This window comes from Thalassotalea coralli (assembly GCF_055786205.1).
This window is the reverse complement of the sequence record NZ_JBVVBK010000005.1, coordinates 82,141-100,009: the sequence shown is the minus strand read 5'-3', so window position 1 is coordinate 100,009 and position 17,869 is coordinate 82,141. Positions and strand designations below refer to the sequence as shown.

Genomic DNA, 17,869 nt, shown 5'->3' with positions numbered 1-17,869 from the left:
GTTTTTTGAGTAGTTAATACAGTGTAATGGAGGCTGACAATGAATGTTGAAAAGCGTGATATTAAAATAGGTATAAGTGCTTGCTTAGTCGGCGAAGAAGTGAGATTTGACGCGAGTAGTAAGCCTTCAAAATTCTGTTTGAATGAGTTAGGAGAACACGTTACGTTCAAAGCGTTTTGTCCTGAAGTTGCTATAGGTTTACCTATTCCTCGTCCGACGATCCGACTCATTAAAAAAGATGATGTTATTCAGGTGTCTCGTCCTGATGGCAGTGGCGATGTAACTGAAGCATTGGCGCTATACGGAAAAAAAGTGGCAAAGCTAGCGCAAGAGTTTAGTGGTTATGTATTTTGTGCTAAAAGTCCGAGCTGCGGAATGGAACGAGTAAAAACTTATGCACCAGAAGGTCAGATGCTAAAAGCCGACGGAGTTGGTGTGTTTGCTGAGCAAATCATGAAGGCTAACCCATTATTGCCTTGCGAAGAAAATGGCCGCTTAAACGACCCTATAATCAGAGAAAATTTCGTTGCGCGCATTTACGCTTACCATGATTGGAAGACGTTGGAAGCGTCAGGCATTACTAAGCACAAGCTGACTACGTTCCACAGCAAATATAAATATACGGTAATGAGTCATGATTTAGTGGCTTACAAAGAGCTAGGTCAATTATTAGCTAGAAGTGATATGGCGATAGAAGAGCAAGCTGCGCAATACATTTTAGGTTTGATGACAGCGCTTAAGACCAAAGCGACCCGCAAAAAACATGCAAATACCTTAGCACATATCCAAGGGTATTTTTCAAAGCATTTAACTGCGGTACAGCGCCAAGAGTTATGTGAAAATATCGATGCATATCGCACAGGATTAGTGCCTTTAGTTGTCCCTTTAACGCTGATTAAGCATTATTTATTGGAGTTTCCTAAAGCCTATTTGGCAAAACAGGTATATTTAAATCCATACCCTGAGCAATTAAAACTTAGATATGGTTACTAATCTCTTGGTTTATTAATTAATAGCATTCGGTCAGGAGTTTTTTATCTAGTGATCCTCTGGTTTCGCAATGATTTACGGGTAGTAGACAACCCGGCATTGCATTATTTTTTGTCTGATATTCATTCTCGAACGAATGAAACCCTTGCGCCTTTGCCTACAGCAAAGGCGATTTTTTTGTTTCCTCGAAAGCAGTGGCAAAGCCATCATATGGCGCCGATTAAAGTCGAATTGATTGAACGCCATGTTGAATTGTTACAAGCTCAACTTAATGAGATAGGGATAGCGTTAGACGTTGCGGAAGTTGATAGTTATCAAGGACAAGTTGATTACATTAAAAGTCATTTTGCTGATGAAGAGATTGTTGTTAATCAAGAGCTTGAAATTAATGAAGTTAATAGAGATAGACAGCTAATTGAGTCTGGGATCACACTAACAAGTTTTGAAAGCGATGTTGTTGTACCCAAGGGAAAATTGGTTAATCAATCAGGAGAAATGTATAAGGTTTTCACGCCATTTAGAAAAGCATGGCTTAGCTATGTAAGGCAATCAGGTGTTGATTTTATTCCTAAGCCAGATATTAGTATCGATAATCTTACTCATGCTCAATTGGGGCAACAAAGCCAATATGTTGCGACGAACAAGTTATCTAAAGCGTGGCCTTTGTCAGATACAATACTCAATGATGTTATCCCTAATTTTCTGAGTGATAAAGTCAGCGATTATCAACAACACCGAGATTTTCCTAGTCTTAAGGCAACATCAGGTTTATCAGCCTATCTAGCTATTGGGGCTATTAGTCCTCGTTACCTTGTTATGCTGTTACTTAATCGTTTTCCTGACTTACTTAGCGACGACTCAATTCCTGCATTTAGTTGGCTAAATGAGTTGATTTGGCGTGAGTTTTATCGGCATTTATTATATTTCCAGCCTGAATTAGCTTACGGTCGAGTGTTTCAATCGAAATACCAGCATTTGCCGTGGCCTAATAATATGGAGTGGTTTGAGAAGTGGTGTCAGGGAAAAACTGGCTATCCGCTTGTAGATGCTGCTATGCGCCAGTTAAATCAAACCGGCTGGATGCACAATCGATTAAGAATGGTTGTTGCCAGCTTTTTAACCAAGCATTTACTAATAGATTGGCGATTTGGTGAGCGTTACTTTATGTCGAAGCTCATTGATGGAGATTTTGCTGCTAATAATGGTGGTTGGCAGTGGGCTGCATCTACTGGTTGTGACGCTCAGCCTTATTTTCGGATTTTTAATCCTATTAGACAAAGTGAGCGATTTGATCCCGAAGGGCACTTTATTCGTAAGTATTTGCCAGAGCTTGCGGAATTATCGAATAAAGACATTCATTTTCCCCACAAGCATATCGAAAAACATAAAGGTGTAGATTATTGGCCTGCCATTGTAGAGCACAAGGTAGCGAGAGAAAACGCATTAGCATTTTATAAAGCATGTTAATTGGCTAAGCTGTACTTGATTGAATATACTAAGGTTTATAGAGGGTAAATATGTTGGAACCTGTCATGAGCAACAAGGTTGGACTCGCGCCAAATCAACCTGTTTGGTTGACTAACTTTGTTGAACAGTATCAAAAGCTGAGCGTAGACAATCTCGAGTTGTTAAGCACGATTTACCATTCTGATGTTGTGTTTCAAGACCCTATTCATGAAATAAAAGGCTTTGAGGCGTTAAACGATTACTTTAAAAATCTCTATCAAAATTTGGCTGCCTGCTATTTTGTCGTCAATAAGGTACTTTGTGATGACGACCAAGCGGCTGTCTATTGGACTATGACTTACGTACACCCAAAGTTAGCCAATGGTAAAGCCGTTTCAGTTGAAGGACATTCTTTGCTAAAAGGCGCTGATAACAAGGTCATTTATCATAGAGATTACTTAGACGTAGGTGCTATGGTCTATGAACATGTTCCAGTCATTGGAAAGGCGGTTCGGTGGCTTAAAAATAGGATGGCAGGCTAATGCCAAGTCGAAAGGTGTTAATTACCGGTGCTACTTCGGGTATCGGCTATGCGTTAGCTAAGTATTATTCCCTTAAAGGCTTTAACGTCATTGCTTGTGGCAGAAATGAAGAAAAACTACAAGAGATGTTAGATGCAGGCCTTGCGGAGCAAGTAATTGCGTTTGATATTACCGACCAAGAAGCTGTCCATAAAGCTTCATTAAACATCGCCGATATAGATTTACTCATTTTGAATGCTGGCGACTGTTTATATATTGATGACGCTCTTCATTTTGACGCTAAATTATTTGCCAAGATTATCAATATAAATCTTGTGGCAATTGGCTACTTGTTGGAATCTTTATTAACTAAAATAGTGAAAGGCGGAAGAATCGTATTAGTAAGCTCTAGTGCGACAATCATGCCTTTTCCACGAGCAGAAGCCTATGGCGCATCTAAAGCGGGTTTAGATTACCTCGCTAATAGCCTCAGATTAGATCTTCTTGCTCACGAAATTGATGTTACTTTAGTTCACCCTGGCTTTGTTAAAACACCTTTAACAGATAAAAACACTTTCGATATGCCTTTTATTATGACTGCTGAACAGGCGGCACAGCGCATTATACAAGGTGTTGAAAACGGCAATAACTACCTAGCTTTTCCCAAACGATTAATTTGGTTTTTACGAGTAATGAAATGGCTGCCGAGCAGTGTGTGGCAAACGATGATGTTAAGGAGTTCATAACGTTGAAAAATATAGCTGTAATTGGATCTGGGATATCAGGATTAACGTCGGCTTATTTGCTGTCTCAAAAACACAAGGTCACGCTGTTCGAAAAAGATTCTCGTTTAGGCGGACACACTGCAACTGTGGATGTTGAACTGGATGGAAATCAATACGCAGTAGATACTGGCTTTATTGTTTTCAACGATAGAACCTATCCAAATTTTCTGGCGCTGTTAAAGGAACTTGGTGTTGGCCGTCAAGAAACTGAAATGAGTTTTTCAGTGCATAACCAACTTACAGGGTTAGAATACAATGGTCACAATTTAGATACCTTGTTTGCGCAAAGACGCAATATATTTAATCCCAAGTTTTGGGGCCTAGTGAAAGAAATATTGCGCTTTAACAAAGAATGTAAAGCCGCTTATGAAAAAGACAGCTTTGCGCTGGGGTATTCATTAGGGCAATTTTTAGAAGACTACCAATTTAGTCGCTATTTTTGTCATCATTATATTTTGCCGATGGGGGCAGCTATTTGGTCGACGTCGCTAGCTGATATGGAAACCTTCGAATTCCGCTTTTTTGTTCGTTTTTTCTATCACCATGGACTACTCAATATTGCAGACCGTCCTCAGTGGTATGTCATACCGGGAGGATCTCGTGAATACATAGGTCCTCTAACGGAACCTTTCAAAGAAAGCATTTGTTTGAATGCGGATATTAGTAAAGTGAAACGTCTAGAAGGTGGTGTTGAACTAACCTTTAGCAATGGCGAGCAACAGCATTTTGACGAAGTCGTTTTTGCATGCCATTCAGATCAAGCCTTAGCTATGCTGGGTGATGCAAGCGATGATGAAAGAAACATTTTAAAGGCGATGCCATATAGCAAAAACTCTGTGGTGCTGCACACCGATACTAGGATGTTACCTGAGAGAAAAAAAGCATGGGCCAGCTGGAACTATCTGCTGAGTCATCATAATGATAAGCCTGCTAGCGTCACCTACAATATGAACATCTTACAGGGAATAACGAGTGAGCATACTTTTTGTGTCACGTTAAATCAGCAGCAGGATATTGCTAAAGATAAAATTTTGCGTGAATTCACCTACCACCACCCAAGTTTTTCCGTCAGCTTTATGCAAGCTCAACAACAGCGCGACAAAATTTGTGGTGTTCAGCATACACACTTTGTAGGTGCTTATTGGTACAACGGGTTTCATGAAGATGGCGTTCGTTCAGCTGTTGATGTAGCTGCTCGATTTGATTGTTTTTTGAAAGAACAAAGCTAATGGATATGGGAAAGCTGCTCCCTGACTGTATTTATCGTGGAACTGTGTTTCACAAGCGCTTTACGCCCAAGGTTCATCAGTTTCGTTATTCGCTTTTTATGCTGCTATTAGATCCAGCTAAGCACCAAGATAAAAAAGAGAGCAGAGGCATATTTGGTTATCAATGGTGGCGACCACTACGTTTTGTTGAAAAAGATTACTTTCGCGGTGAACCAGGTAACTTAGAGCAGCGTATTACTAATAAAGTTAAGGCGTTAGGTGGGGACAAACCTGTTTCATCTATCAAAATGTTGGTTCAGGTGCGCTGTTTTGGTTTGTATTTTAGCCCAGCAAATTTTTATTTCTGTTATGGCCAAGAAGGTCGTTGCTTATATATGTTAACCGAAGTGAGCAACACCCCTTGGAATGAACGTCATTATTATTTGGTTGATTTAGAGAAAAAAAATACCTCGAAGAAGAACTTTCAGGTATCACCCTTTATGGATTTGGATATGCGTTATTTTTGGTCTGTACAAGCGCCAAGTAACGAAAGTAAATCCCTCAAAATAGGTATCACTAATCGACGAGATGAGGGTAGTTATGCAACTAACAAAGTGTTTCATGCGCAGCTGAACCTAACTAAGCAGCCATTAACTAAAAAATCGTTATGGAAAGTGTGGTGTCACTTTCCAGTAATGACCGGAAAAATAGTGTTAGGCATTTATTGGCAGGCATTAAAAATATTTGCCAAACGAATTCCTTTTATCGGTTACCAAAAAGCAACTCATGAAGAGCAAAGTGTGAATCTTCATCAGGAGAGTACTCGTGGAACAAATCGCTGAAATAAACGTGAAGGGCAGTGAATCTTGGTTTGACAAACGTTGTCGCCAGCTAATTTTTCGCTTATTTGACAACATCAATAGTGGCCAAATTGTTATACAAGAAGGGAGCGAGTCATTTACTTTTCCCGCTAATGCCTGCCAGGAAAAAGCGGATGATTTGGTAGGTGTATTAACTATTCTTGATAAAAGCGTTTATCGCGATTTTGTCAAAGGTGGCAGTATAGGTGCAGCCGAAGCATTTATAGAAGGAAAGTGGTCAACACCTGATTTAACCTCGGTTATCACCATTTTCGCTAAAGCTCAGCAACAACTTGATCAATTAGAGAAGCAAGGAGCTTGGTGGCATAAAATTAAAAATACCCTGTTCCACTTGCGTAATAACAACTCTATCAAAGGCTCTAAGAAAAATATTCTTGCCCATTATGATCTAGGCAACGAGCTATATACGCGTTTTCTTGACCCTGAAATGATGTATTCGAGTGCGATTTACCCAAGTGAAAAAGCGAGTTTGGCAGAAGCTCAACTTCATAAGTTAGACACGATTTGCCAACGCCTTGAATTAAACAGTGACGATCATTTATTAGAAATTGGCACTGGTTGGGGTGGACTCGCCATTTACGCTGCGAAAAACTATGGCTGTAAAGTAACGACAACTACGATTTCTGATGCTCAACATGAGTATGCTAAAAATAGAATCGAGGCGTTAGGGCTTTCGGACAAAATTACTTTATTGAAAAAAGACTATCGAGAGCTAACAGGAAGTTTTGACAAGCTTGTGTCTATTGAAATGATAGAGGCGGTTGGTTTTAAGTATTTACCTAGCTTTTTTCAGCAATGTCAGGCTCGATTAAAGCCAGGTGGAAAGTTACTAATCCAGAGTATAACTATAGCCGACCAACGTTTTGACTATTATCGTAAGAATGTTGATTTTATTCAGCGTTACATTTTCCCAGGTGGCTTTTTACCTTCGGTAACTGTACTGAATCAGCATTTAACTAACTTTACCGATTGTGTTGTTGAGCAGATTGATGACATCGGGATAGATTACGCTAATACATTACGAGATTGGCGAGAAAACTTTTTAGACTCATGGTCTGAACTTAACCAAATTGGCTACGACGAACAGTTCAAACGCTTGTGGCTTTACTATCTTGGCTATTGTGAAGGAGCATTTAGGGCAAGAAGTATTAGCACAGTACACTTAGTTGCTAGGAAGTGACATAGTGACTAGATAAAAATAATCCAAATAAAAAGGGCTAACATAATGTTAGCCCTTTTTATTTTATCAATGATAATCAAGCGTTTATTCTCTGTTGTTTCCGCGCTTTTTCCATTCTTTCGCAACTGAATAGCGCCATAACCAATGGATACCGAAGTATCCGATAATAGAGAAGGTTACTGCTAACGCACCACAGCCTATTAAAAATGCTGGGCCTATTGTTGAGACACTATCTACCACCCACTGCCAGCTTGCTTCGAAAACAAACTCTTGTTGAGGAGCGCCAACAATCCATGTGCCGACAACATAACAAAAGTAAAAAATTGCCGGCATAGTAAGCGGGTTTGTTATCCAAACCAAGGCAATTGATAACGGTAAATTTGCATGTACTATAATTGCTAAAGCTGCCGCGAGTAACATTTGAAATGGGATCGGAATAAAAGCGGAAAACAAGCCGACGGCAAAAGCTTTTGCTACGGAGCGTCGGTTGAGGTGCCATAAATTTCCATTGTGGATCAAGTCACCAAAAATTTGTAAGTGCTTATTGCTCTTAATCGTATGGTGATCTGGCATTATTTTTTTGATGGTTTTTTTAGGCATACCTGTTTAACTATAAGGAAATTCAATCACTATGGATTGGTGGTTACTGTCATTTGTATTTGGCGCGCTATTGTCACTGTTTTTGCCAATCGTGCCAAGTACATTTTATGTTGTTTTGTTTACAGTTATAAGTATTGTGTGTGCTTTTATTGTAAGCAAACGCAAATACTCCTTTGTTTTTGCTGGTATAGCGTGGATGTTATTTCACGGTGCCAGCTATCACAGTATATGGCAAGATAACCAGCTTGAACCTAAAGTTGTTGCTTATACATCATGGCAAGTCGTTGGCGATATTTCTAATATTCCTCAATATGTGAATGGGTCATGGAAGTTTGAGTTTCTAATTCATTCTCTGAAAGGAAAGCCACTCAACCGAAAGGTAAAAGTTAGGCTAACTTGGCAGCAACAAGAATACAAGCTTCAGCACGGTCAAAGATGGCAGTTTACGGCAAAGTTTAAACCAGCCCATGGACTAGCTAATGAAGGAGGTTTTAAATATAAAACTTACCTTCGCCATAAAGGCATTCACGCTACAGGCTATGTAAAAAGTAAACTGCCAGCCAACTTACTACTTAAACCTGTTTCTCTTCGCCAGAGGCTTTTTGATAACTACGTGGCTTTGTTAAGCAGTAATAATATTCCTGACAGCACAAAAGCGCTTATTGAAACCTTGGCGTTTGGTGAAAGAGCGCAATTATCAAAACAGCAATGGCAGGTGCTAACAGCCACGAGTACTCAGCATTTAATGGCAATTTCAGGGCTGCACTTAGGTTTAGTCGCGTTATTTGGCTTTTTAATTGCTAATGTAGGGCTAAAGTTACTTAGCATGCTAATTCCACACAAGGTTGCTCTTGTTCAGTTTAATGGTCTAAAAGTAGCAATATATTGTTCTGTACTCTTAGCCTGTTTTTATGGTTATTTATCAGGTTTTGCCGTGCCAACTTTGCGAGCTATTGTTATGCTTTTAGTGCTGTGGTGGCTCAGACTAAATGCATTGTCAGTCTCAAAATTGCGAGGATTAAGCGTAGTATTGTTTTTCTTATGCTTGCTTTGGCCGTTTAGTTTGTTTTCCATTAGCTTTTGGTTGTCAATTTATGCAGTTTGTTTAATTTTGCTCAGTCATTGGTTGTGGCACAAAAAACTGAGAGAGCCGGCTACAGTTGACAATACGTCTTTCTTTGCACAATGCTGGCATTACATAAAAGCGCTAATGTGGATGCAAGTAACCTTAGTGATTTTTATGTTACCTATTTCGGCAAGTGTTAGTCACCACATTAGCTTTGCCGCAATTGTCGCTAACCTGATTGCGGTGCCGTGGGTAAGCTTTATTGTGCTCCCATTAATTTTATGCTCTATGACTATAAATATGCTTAGCCCTGAGTTAACTTCCTATATTGTTGGCGCGCTAGCGTGGTCGTTAGAAGTTCTTTGGCAATGGTTAGCATTTCTTTCTAAGTTTTCCTGGTCACTTGTTGCAGTAAGCGCTTCCTGGGTTGCTTTTCTTGCTCTAGTTGTGATCGCTTTCTTTACGGGCACGATTTTTCTAAAGCGAAGAGGATATATAGCTTGTTTGCTTCTTGCAGTATCAAGTGTTTCTTTTGCCTATTGGCAAAGAAACCATGTGGAAAATCAAGAAAGTTGGCAAGTGACAGTGCTTGATGTAGGTCAAGGTCTGGCAGTGTTAATCGAGGTTAATTCACAAGTAATGCTTTACGATACTGGTGCTGCCTTTCCCTCTGGATTTAATATGGTGGACGCCGCTATTTTTCCGTATTTTAGGGCTACAGGAGTAGATAAACTTGATCGACTCGTCTTAAGTCATGATGATAATGACCACGCTGGCGGCATAGACCAACTTACAAAGGGCATTAATATTGAAAGTCGTTACTACAATGACCAAGGTTTAGCGACCCCGTGTGTCGCTGGACAATCTTTCACTTTTGCCCATTTAACGGTTAAAACGTTACATCCGAAAGAAATCGCTTTTGATGATAATGATGACTCTTGTGTACTGAAAGTCACCGATGGCAACATCAGTGTTTTGTTACCTGGTGATATATCAAGCAACATCGAAAAAGCGTTAGTTCGCCAATATGGCAAAGGCCTGCAGTCCAATATTTTAATTGCAAGCCATCATGGCTCAAAGTCTTCTTCTGCACCTGAGTTTATTAATGCCGTAGCTCCTGAACACGTTGTCTTTAGTGCTGGCTTTTACAATCGCTGGAAAATGCCAACGGATGAAGTCGTTGGTCGCTTTAAAAGGTATGGATTAGTGCGAGCGGTAGAGGACAAAACACAAGATGTAAAGGTGAAAACCTATCAAACGGCTGAACAGGGCATGGTGCGTTTTATCATTAGAAAAGGGGACGTTAAAGTAAAAACCTACCGTGACAATTATTGGCCGTTTTGGTTTGCAAATTAACTAGGGCTTGGTTGACAGGAAAAAACTCGTTAAAATAGCCATTCTTTTAGCAAGTTAAGCAAAGAAAATCCATGTCACAAGAGACTCCAGTTTCTCAACTTTCATCTTCACCACAAAATGATAACGATACCTGGCATAATTTTAAGCGCCTGATGGGGTACGCGAAGGTTTATAAGCAGGCTGGTATTGCCGCAATCATTTTTATGCTGGGTTATGCAGCCGTAGATGTCTTTTTCTTATCTAAGTTACCAGCACTCATTGATGAAGGATTAATGGGAACCAACCCTGAATTTATGAAGTGGGCACCTTTGTTTGTTATCGTCTGCTTTATCGTTCGTGGCGTGTGCCATTTTCTTTCTAATTATTGCCTTGCATGGGTGGGGAATAATGTTGTTGCCGATCTTAGACAAAGTATTTTTGGTCACGTGATGGCAATGCCGGTTGCCTTTCATGACAAGGTTTCAACAGGTACGTTAATCTCTAAATTAACATTTGATACTGAGCAAGTGCTACAGGCGACGAGTAAGTCGCTATTAACGCTTGTACAGCAAGGTGCATTTGTCATTGGTTTACTGTTTTTGATGTTTTGGAATAGTTGGCAGCTGTCGTTAATTTTTCTGCTAATAGTGCCTATCGTTGCGGTCATTGTGACGATTGTTTCTAAGCGCTTTCGCAAAGTGAGTAAGAATATTCAAAATTCGATGGGAGAAGTAACAAAAGCAGCTGAACAAACGTTTAATGGTCACAAAGTGGTACTTACTTTTGACGGTCAAGACCGTGAAAACGAGCGCTTTTTACAGATTAATCGCCATAATCGTCAACAGCGAATGAAACTCGTTGCGACAAAGGCGGCAAGTGTGCCACTCATTCAAATTATTGCCTCATTTGCCTTGGCGTTCGTATTGTATGTTGCAACTTGGGAGTCAATGGTAGAGCAGCTCACGCCAGGCATATTCACCAGTGTTGTTACTTATATGACTATGCTGTTAAGGCCTTTGAAGTTACTGACAGATGTTAATAGTGAGTTTCAAAAAGGTATGGCAGCTTGTACTAGTATTTTCGCTCTGTTAGATGAGGAAAAAGAGAAAGATACAGGCAATAAACCTATCGAAAGAGCAAAAGGTGAGTTGTCATTTTCTCATGTTGATTTTGCCTACCCAGGTGAAGATAAGCTGTCGCTGGATGATGTAAATTTTTCTGCTAAGCCGGGGGAAACCGTTGCTTTTGTTGGTCGCTCTGGTAGTGGTAAAACTACCGCAAGCTCACTCTTATTGCGTTTCTATAGAGCTTCTAAAGGGGAGGTCTTGATTGACGGCAACAACATCAATGACTACAAATTAAAAGACTTGCGCCGTCAGTTCGCGTACGTGTCTCAACATGTGGTGCTGTTTAATGACTCTCTGGCAAATAATATTGCCTACGGTAAACCTGACGCGACCAGAGAAGAGATTATTGACGCCGCAACTAAAGCGCATGTTATTGAATTTGCCGAAACCTTATCTGAAGGGTTAGATACTAACATTGGCGACAATGGCTCGCTATTATCTGGTGGACAACGCCAGCGAGTTGCGATTGCTCGCGCCATATTGTGTGATGCACCTTTCTTGATTTTAGATGAAGCAACGAGTGCTTTGGACACTGAGTCTGAACGTCATATCCAAGAAGCATTAACTGAACTTCAAAAGGATCGCACGTCTATTGTGATTGCGCATCGCTTATCTACCATTGAAAGTGCAGACAAAATTATTGTCATGGAGCAGGGAAAGATTATTGAGCAAGGCAATCATCAAGGTTTGCTCGAGCAAGATGGCGCGTATGCGCAATTACATAAATTTCAGTTTGGCTAACAGCTAATATGCGTTTAATTGAAAAAGTTTGGTTCGATAAACACCCTGCAAAATGGGTACTAATTCCTTTGCTAGCACCACTTACTTTGTTGTTTTGGTCAATTTCTTCTATTAGAAAGTTGTTGTATCGTGCCGGCTTTAAGCAATCTTATAAAGCGCCTGTTCCAGTGATTGTTGTTGGCAATATAAGTGTTGGCGGCAATGGTAAAACCCCTATGGTTTTGTGGCTTGTTGATTACTTTCAGCAAAAAGGCATTTCCGTAGGTGTTATTAGCCGAGGGTACGGAGGTGTTGCTCCGTTCTATCCTTATCAAGTTGAAATGGAATCGACCCCTGAACAATGTGGTGATGAACCATTATTGATTTTTCGAAGAACAGGTGTTCCCGTTGTTATTGGTGCTGATAGAGATGCCTCTATTCGCAAATTAGTTGATATGGGTTGTCAGGTAGTTGTCAGCGACGATGGTTTACAACACTATAAGATGGCTCGAACGTTAGAACTTGTCATCGTTGACGGTCAGCGTTTATTCGGCAATGGCTTATTGTTGCCTGCTGGCCCTCTTAGAGAGCTTCCCAGCAGATTGTCTTCAGTCGATGCTGTCATTTTTAATGGTAGTATGCAAAGTTGTGATAACAACATACTGCCATCATGTTCGGTAGCAATGTCGCTGATAGGACAAGAAGTTGTTAATGTGGCGACAAAGGAACGGCTTTCTGTCGATGAATTTTTGATTAAGTACCCTAAAGTACAAGCTTTGGCTGGGATAGGTAATCCGCAACGTTTTTTTGATACACTTAACGATAAAGGATTTGAGCTTAGTGAAAGTGTCGGCTTTATCGACCATAAAGCGTTTTCTGCAACTGACTTTGATTGTTTTTCTGAGCAAATGCCATTGTTAATGACAGAAAAGGATGCGGTTAAGTGTTATAGTTTTGCCAAAGAAAATTGGTGGCTTCTTCCTGTTGATACTTGTTTTTCTCCAGAACACCAACAACAGCTTAGCCAATTGATTGAGCATAAATTGAATTTATAAAATAAATAGAGTGACCTTATGGCCTTTGATACCAAACTATTAGATATACTTGCTTGCCCTGTTTGCAAAGGAAAGCTGGACTATAAAAAAGAGCAACAAGCACTTTTCTGTTATTTTGATCGCTTAGCTTACAGTATCCAGGAAGATATTCCTGTTTTGCTAGAAAGTGAAGCGCGAGAGCTTACGGAAGAAGAAAGAGAAAATAGGTAACGATTATGTCATTTGTTGTCGTTATTCCTGCACGTTATCAGTCTTCTAGGCTACCGGGTAAGGTATTAGCAGACATAGGCGGAAAGCCTATGATCCAATGGGTAGTAGAAAAGGCTACAGCAAGTGGTGCTAGCAAAGTCATCGTTGCCACTGACAATGATGAAGTCGCTGCCGCAGTTAAAAAATTTGGTGGTGAGGTGTGTTTAACGCGAGCTGATCATCAATCGGGTACTGAAAGATTAGCTGAAGTTGTAGAGCATTATAATTTTTCACCAGATCAGGTTATTGTTAATGTCCAAGGCGATGAGCCCTTTATTCCTAGTGCTAATATCGCTCAGGTAGCACATAACTTAGCGGAGCAGTCTTTAGCTCGAATGGCGACGCTAGCCGTGCCAATTACGACGGCGGAAGAAGCTTTTAATGCAAATGCCGTTAAAGTGGTAATGAATAAAGCAGGGTACGCAATGTATTTTTCTCGTGCCACAATACCTTACGACAGAGAGCGATTTCTTATCAATCAAGATCACAGCTCAATAGGTGATTTTTATTACCGACATATTGGCATATATGCCTATCGTGCCGGCTTTATTACCGACTATGTTAGCTGGCCTGCAAGCGAGCTGGAGAAAATCGAATCTCTAGAGCAGCTTCGAGTGTTATGGCAAGGCGAGCAAATACATGTTGCTGTGGCTGATTCAAACCTTCCTGTAGAAGGTGTCGATACGCCAGAAGATCTAGAGAAAGCGCGCTCATACGCAGCGTCATTATCCTAAGAGAACTTCTAAGACAATGTGCCTTCGGTTATCCCGAAGGCATGGCTAATATAGTGGCAATGTCCTTTTCTTCTTCAAATTGCTTAAAACCTTTCTCTTGAGTGGTTCTAGCATAAACTGCCATGCGATCAGCGAGCTCGTTGCCTTCGATATTGGCATGGCCTTTTACATGTGAAATAGTCACTTTACTTTTTAGCGTCTGGTATAGCGCAAAACACGGTTGAATTATTTCAGGGTTTTTTATTGGCTGCCCATCAGCTTTTTTCCAGCCTTTTTTCTGCCAACCAGCAGCCCATTTAGTAATGCAATCTATACCATATTTAGAATCACTTAAGACTTGTACGCTGCTAACTTGGGTAAGGTATTTTTCAGCTAACTTCAGTCCTTGAAGAAGGCCTAGCAGCTCAGCGGTATTGTTGGTGCCATTAGCATCATAAAAGCCATACCACAAACTGTGTAGAGATTTCTTTTGGTAAATGACAAGTCCTGTTCCTGCTTTACCAGGGTTGGGTGAGCATGCGCCATCGGTAAAAATGTTAATATCGCAGGCAAACAAATCTCCTTTGCTTCCTGTGTTAGCTTTCTTGCTTGAACTGGCCTTGTCACTCGAACTAGCACTAGGAGATTTTGAAGAGCCACCTTTTGCTAAAGAGCGCTTCATTAATGCTTTTGTGTAGGTATCAGCAAAAGCTGCTTCCGCTTCTTCTTTACTTGCAAAGCCCATATATTGCGCGTTTGCTTGTCCTGCAATCAGTGATTGAACTTGTGGCCAGTTGTCGAAAACGCCCGTTTGCGCACCTTGCCAGATTACGTAGTATTTTTTAGCCATATTTTCGCTACAAATTTATTTTGGCAGATAATAACGATAAATAGGCGAGTGACCAAGATAAGTTATGAAAAAAAGTGATAATTCGCGGTTAGACAATTATCTGAGTTACTGCTAACAATTAATATAATCCACTGATTAATTTATCGCCGCAGGGCTTTTTGCCGTCAGGCTGATTTTGATAAGGATTCACATGAGAAAGGTTTTTATCAGTACTGTGATATTGTCATTTGTGTTTGCCTTTTCTTGGGCAAGCACCGAGACTAAAGGGTTTTCTTCCATATTTGAGGCGTTGGCTAACCCTAAGCGCAGTCAAGTTGATTTTGACCTAGATCCGTTAAGAAAACCTGAGAAAGTCCTGCAGTTCTTCGAAGTCTCTCCTGATATGAAAGTACTCGATGTTTTTGCCGGTGGAGGGTATTACACGGAAATACTGAGTTATTTAGTGGGTGAAGGGGGGCATGTCACAATGCACAACCATAGTTTATGGTACCCGTACTTTGAGAGTGAATCGAAAACAAGGCTAGCAAATAACCGATTAACTAATGTTAGTGTAACGACGCAAGATGTTAATAATACTGTTTTCAATAAAGAGCACTTTGATGTCGCTGTGATTATTCTAGGCTTGCATGATTTATATTTAGAAGGACAAACAGCAGAAGGCGGCAAGGCTTTTAATGTGCCTTTGTTTCTTCAAGCGGTATTTAAAGCAATTAAGCCTGGCGGTGTACTCGGAATAATTGAGCACCAAAGTATTTCTTCCCAGCCGCCACAAGAGTCTGCTTTTTTACACCGACTCGATAGCCAGGTGATTGTGAGCTTGTTAGAGCAGGCGGGTTTTGAATTAGAAGCACAGTCTGCAATGTTAGAAAATAAAAATGATGATCGAATATTAAGTGCGTTAGATCCGAGAATAAGACGCAAAACGGATAGGGCAGTGTTGAAGTTTCGAAAACCTTTGCCCGATAATCATATGTCGGGCAAAAGTTCTATTCATTAGCTTAACTTTGTTTTTGGGCTTTAAATATAAGCCAGCATCCAACCAAAAAGAACGGAATACTCAACATTTGTCCTGTATTTAGTGCCAATGTAATGTCGTAAGCCGCTTGCTGTTCTTTGAAAAACTCAATGATAAACCGTGCGGTAAAGGTCATCACTAAAAAGGTACCAAGCAAAAAGCCTTGTTTGTTTTTTACGTCGGTTTTTTTGAAAATAACAGTTAGTGTTAGTGCGATTAGTAAATAAGCTATTGCTTCATAGAGTTGCGCTGCATGGCGAGGGATATTGTCAACACGAGAAAAGATGATAGCCCAAGGTACATCGGTTTTTTTTCCTAGGATTTCGGCGTTAACAAAGTTTGCGCTTCTAACGAATATACCAAATACAGCCGTAGCCATCGCTAATCTATCTAGCAACCACATAAAGGGGTATTGGTATTTTTTACAGAAAAAGTAAGCAGCAATAATTGCGCCCAATCCACCTCCGTGGCTTGCTAATCCCCCTTCGTGAATAGCTAAAATTTTAAGTGGGTTCGATAAATAATAATCAGGATCATAAAATAGGCAATGACCTAATCTTGCACCAATTATGATGCCAGCCACTACCCATAACAGGAGGTTATCTAGCGTTTCTTGATTTTTATTCTCTTGTACAAAAAGCCACTTCATATAATAGAGGCCGGCAAAAATTGCACTTGCAAATAACACACCGTACCAATGAATGGTTAACGGGCCTACCGATAAGAATACAGGGTCTATATTCCAAACAAAATATTCCACTAAAGTTCCTTTCACTTTAACTGAATTTTAAAAGTCTCAATATATCAGAGATTTCAGGGATGACGCAGGTATTTTTAAGGCGTGTTGATCTTTCGAGGCTATTTTTGCAGTAATTACGCATGTTTTTATACAAGACAAAGCTTATGCCATGTGGTTATTCCACATAAATAAGCGATAACGCAGTAGAAAGGCATGATAAATGCTGTCCTTTGGATTCGTTTAAATGCACTTTTCTCATTGTTACTTGCTCTGGGCATAGAATAACTATGCGTATCGCAAGTGCCGCGATAAAAATACATTTAACTCGAACAAAGTTTAACCATGAAAGTTCAACACGCTCTAGTTAAACCATAGAGAAACTATTTACACGAAATAACAACACTTTTAGCTAAACAACAAACTTAACGTCAGTAGGATAGGCGTGATAACGGTGGTTGTGACATTTATCGCCATAACTTGCGGGTGATCGGCAATTGACAGGCCGAATTTTTTCAATTGTTTGAAAACATATAGATTAATCGCAAGTGGCGCTACCGCAATAGCAGAAAAAATCGGTAAGTTAGTAGCGTAGATTTGTGAGGTTAGCAAAGCCATTGCCAATAAGTTTGTTGCTAGAAACAAATAGCTCGCAGCTTTTTCACCATAGGCAATAACAAAGTGATTTCTCCCTACTTTTTTGTCTGCTTTTGTGTCTGGAAATTGATTGACTAATAGTAAGTTTGAAATAACGATGCTTGTGATAACTACTGCCGTTAATTCTGTATCGCCAATCGATGCATTTTGTGTGATCAAGGTACCAATGACCATTAGCGTGCCAAAGCCAACTCCAGGTGATACATAGCACACAAGGGGGAGTTTATTTATCCAACGAGTGTAAGTCACTATGATAACTAGCCCTAGTACGCCGATGGGAACGATATTGACACCGTCCATGTTCAGCCAAAAATATAAGCCAATAGCGAAGGTGACTAATATGCTGATGATTGCCCACGTTTTAACAGATCGTGATAGTTCAGGGCTCTCTTTTAATAGTCCACTACCTCCACTAAACGGTGTAGGCTTGGTGATTAAGTCTAAGCCACTGTAAAAGTCTTGATATTCATTGATAGTATTGACGGCAATTGCTGCGGTAATAGAGCCTATCAAGGCAAGCAAAGCATATAATCCGTCGATTAGAATTCCTTGTCGATGGCACAAGGCGAGTGCTAAGGCGACACACGCGGGAGATAAAATAAGAAATGGTGGTCGCCATGAGCGAATACTGCGTTGCCATTTTTCCATAAATGCTGCCGCCAAATTTATCTAATTAAATTTACGACCACCAGTATAGCTGTTTGATTTAAAAATTAAATGAAAATCAGCTAGTAA

17 protein-coding genes are annotated in these 17,869 nt (G+C 40.2%); 13 read left to right on the top strand and 4 right to left on the bottom strand.

All coding sequences use genetic code 11. The features are described from left to right. Positions 1–39 precede the first annotated feature (39 nt). The 7 genes from ACOB80_RS13550 (at position 40) to ACOB80_RS13520 (ending at position 7,011) form a co-directional block, all read left to right on the top strand. Positions 40–993, top strand: a complete 954-nt coding sequence (locus ACOB80_RS13550; protein ID WP_473166383.1) for a YbgA family protein — start codon at positions 40–42, stop codon at positions 991–993. 48 nt (positions 994–1,041) lie between these two features. Then, a complete protein-coding gene (gene phrB / locus ACOB80_RS13545; RefSeq protein ID WP_473166382.1) occupies positions 1,042–2,457 on the top strand; it encodes a deoxyribodipyrimidine photo-lyase in 1,416 nt (471 codons plus the stop codon). A gap of 65 nt (positions 2,458–2,522) precedes the next feature. Beyond that, complete coding sequence (locus ACOB80_RS13540; protein ID WP_473166381.1) at positions 2,523–2,978, top strand: nuclear transport factor 2 family protein; 456 nt, start codon at positions 2,523–2,525, stop codon at positions 2,976–2,978. Next, positions 2,978–3,703 carry an SDR family NAD(P)-dependent oxidoreductase gene (locus ACOB80_RS13535; RefSeq protein ID WP_473166380.1) on the top strand — a complete coding sequence of 242 codons (726 nt, stop codon included), beginning with the start codon at positions 2,978–2,980 and terminating at the stop codon, positions 3,701–3,703. The genes ACOB80_RS13540 and ACOB80_RS13535 overlap by 1 nt, the downstream gene beginning before the upstream one ends. Positions 3,704–3,705: 2 nt before the next feature. After that, positions 3,706–4,971, top strand: coding sequence for an NAD(P)/FAD-dependent oxidoreductase (locus ACOB80_RS13530; RefSeq protein ID WP_473166379.1), 1,266 nt, complete (start codon positions 3,706–3,708; stop codon positions 4,969–4,971). Next, positions 4,971–5,792, top strand: a complete 822-nt coding sequence (locus ACOB80_RS13525; RefSeq protein ID WP_473166378.1) for a DUF1365 domain-containing protein — start codon at positions 4,971–4,973, stop codon at positions 5,790–5,792. Before ACOB80_RS13530 ends, ACOB80_RS13525 begins: the two co-directional genes overlap by 1 nt. After that, positions 5,776–7,011 carry a class I SAM-dependent methyltransferase gene (locus tag ACOB80_RS13520; protein ID WP_473166377.1) on the top strand — a complete coding sequence of 412 codons (1,236 nt, stop codon included), beginning with the start codon at positions 5,776–5,778 and terminating at the stop codon, positions 7,009–7,011. The genes ACOB80_RS13525 and ACOB80_RS13520 overlap by 17 nt, the downstream gene beginning before the upstream one ends. 84 nt (positions 7,012–7,095) lie before the next feature. Here ACOB80_RS13520 and ACOB80_RS13515 read toward each other — a convergent pair whose 3' ends face one another. Beyond that, entirely contained in the window at positions 7,096–7,611 is a 516-nt protein-coding gene (locus ACOB80_RS13515) for a DUF2062 domain-containing protein (protein ID WP_473166376.1), read from the bottom strand. Between the two features lie 31 nt (positions 7,612–7,642). On the opposite strand from ACOB80_RS13515, the gene ACOB80_RS13510 reads away from it, so the two are divergent. The 5 genes from ACOB80_RS13510 to kdsB all read left to right on the top strand — a co-directional run bounded on the left by ACOB80_RS13510 (position 7,643) and on the right by kdsB (position 13,897). Beyond that, a complete protein-coding gene (locus tag ACOB80_RS13510; protein WP_473166375.1) occupies positions 7,643–10,033 on the top strand; it encodes a DNA internalization-related competence protein ComEC/Rec2 in 2,391 nt (796 codons plus the stop codon). Between the two features lie 152 nt (positions 10,034–10,185). Continuing rightward, complete coding sequence (gene msbA / locus ACOB80_RS13505) at positions 10,186–11,880, top strand: lipid A export permease/ATP-binding protein MsbA (protein WP_473166655.1); 1,695 nt, start codon at positions 10,186–10,188, stop codon at positions 11,878–11,880. A gap of 8 nt (positions 11,881–11,888) precedes the next feature. Further along, a complete protein-coding gene (gene lpxK / locus ACOB80_RS13500; protein WP_473166374.1) occupies positions 11,889–12,914 on the top strand; it encodes a tetraacyldisaccharide 4'-kinase in 1,026 nt (341 codons plus the stop codon). 18 nt (positions 12,915–12,932) lie between these two features. Continuing rightward, complete coding sequence (locus tag ACOB80_RS13495) at positions 12,933–13,124, top strand: Trm112 family protein (RefSeq protein ID WP_473166373.1); 192 nt, start codon at positions 12,933–12,935, stop codon at positions 13,122–13,124. 5 nt (positions 13,125–13,129) lie between these two features. Next, positions 13,130–13,897, top strand: coding sequence for a 3-deoxy-manno-octulosonate cytidylyltransferase (gene kdsB / locus ACOB80_RS13490; RefSeq protein WP_473166372.1), 768 nt, complete (start codon positions 13,130–13,132; stop codon positions 13,895–13,897). A gap of 28 nt (positions 13,898–13,925) precedes the next feature. Here kdsB and ACOB80_RS13485 read toward each other — a convergent pair whose 3' ends face one another. After that, the gene (locus tag ACOB80_RS13485) at positions 13,926–14,726 is read right to left on the bottom strand and encodes a ribonuclease H family protein (RefSeq protein ID WP_473166371.1); all 801 of its coding nucleotides are present in this window, start codon (positions 14,724–14,726) and stop codon (positions 13,926–13,928) included. 190 nt (positions 14,727–14,916) lie between these two features. Between ACOB80_RS13485 and ACOB80_RS13480 the strand changes: the two genes are divergently transcribed. Further along, on the top strand, positions 14,917–15,723 hold the full coding sequence (locus ACOB80_RS13480) for a class I SAM-dependent methyltransferase (protein ID WP_473166370.1): 807 nt from the start codon (positions 14,917–14,919) through the stop codon (positions 15,721–15,723). A 1-nt stretch (position 15,724) separates the two neighbouring features. Here the strand turns inward: ACOB80_RS13480 and lgt are convergent, their stop codons facing one another. Beyond that, positions 15,725–16,501 (bottom strand): prolipoprotein diacylglyceryl transferase, encoded by a 777-nt coding sequence (gene lgt / locus ACOB80_RS13475; protein ID WP_473166369.1) that lies wholly within the window; start codon positions 16,499–16,501, stop codon positions 15,725–15,727. A gap of 384 nt (positions 16,502–16,885) precedes the next feature. After that, the gene (locus ACOB80_RS13470) at positions 16,886–17,782 is read right to left on the bottom strand and encodes a prenyltransferase (protein ID WP_473166368.1); all 897 of its coding nucleotides are present in this window, start codon (positions 17,780–17,782) and stop codon (positions 16,886–16,888) included. Between the last annotated feature and the right edge of the window lie 87 nt (positions 17,783–17,869).

What these genes read in the sequence shown, in the direction of transcription:
- ACOB80_RS13480 (WP_473166370.1), top strand. Translation starts at nt 14,917, where the DNA reads ATGAGAAAGGTTTTTATCAGTACTGTGATATTGTCATTTGTGTTTGCC.
- ACOB80_RS13510 (WP_473166375.1), top strand. Translation starts at nt 7,643, where the DNA reads ATGGATTGGTGGTTACTGTCATTTGTATTTGGCGCGCTATTGTCACTG.
- ACOB80_RS13515 (WP_473166376.1), bottom strand. Translation starts at nt 7,611, where the DNA reads ATGCCTAAAAAAACCATCAAAAAAATAATGCCAGATCACCATACGATT.
- lpxK (WP_473166374.1), top strand. Translation starts at nt 11,889, where the DNA reads ATGCGTTTAATTGAAAAAGTTTGGTTCGATAAACACCCTGCAAAATGG.
- ACOB80_RS13540 (WP_473166381.1), top strand. Translation starts at nt 2,523, where the DNA reads ATGAGCAACAAGGTTGGACTCGCGCCAAATCAACCTGTTTGGTTGACT.
- msbA (WP_473166655.1), top strand. Translation starts at nt 10,186, where the DNA reads ATGGGGTACGCGAAGGTTTATAAGCAGGCTGGTATTGCCGCAATCATT.
- ACOB80_RS13525 (WP_473166378.1), top strand. Translation starts at nt 4,971, where the DNA reads ATGGATATGGGAAAGCTGCTCCCTGACTGTATTTATCGTGGAACTGTG.
- ACOB80_RS13550 (WP_473166383.1), top strand. Translation starts at nt 40, where the DNA reads ATGAATGTTGAAAAGCGTGATATTAAAATAGGTATAAGTGCTTGCTTA.
- ACOB80_RS13485 (WP_473166371.1), bottom strand. Translation starts at nt 14,726, where the DNA reads ATGGCTAAAAAATACTACGTAATCTGGCAAGGTGCGCAAACGGGCGTT.
- ACOB80_RS13495 (WP_473166373.1), top strand. Translation starts at nt 12,933, where the DNA reads ATGGCCTTTGATACCAAACTATTAGATATACTTGCTTGCCCTGTTTGC.
- ACOB80_RS13535 (WP_473166380.1), top strand. Translation starts at nt 2,978, where the DNA reads ATGCCAAGTCGAAAGGTGTTAATTACCGGTGCTACTTCGGGTATCGGC.
- ACOB80_RS13470 (WP_473166368.1), bottom strand. Translation starts at nt 17,782, where the DNA reads ATGGAAAAATGGCAACGCAGTATTCGCTCATGGCGACCACCATTTCTT.
- kdsB (WP_473166372.1), top strand. Translation starts at nt 13,130, where the DNA reads ATGTCATTTGTTGTCGTTATTCCTGCACGTTATCAGTCTTCTAGGCTA.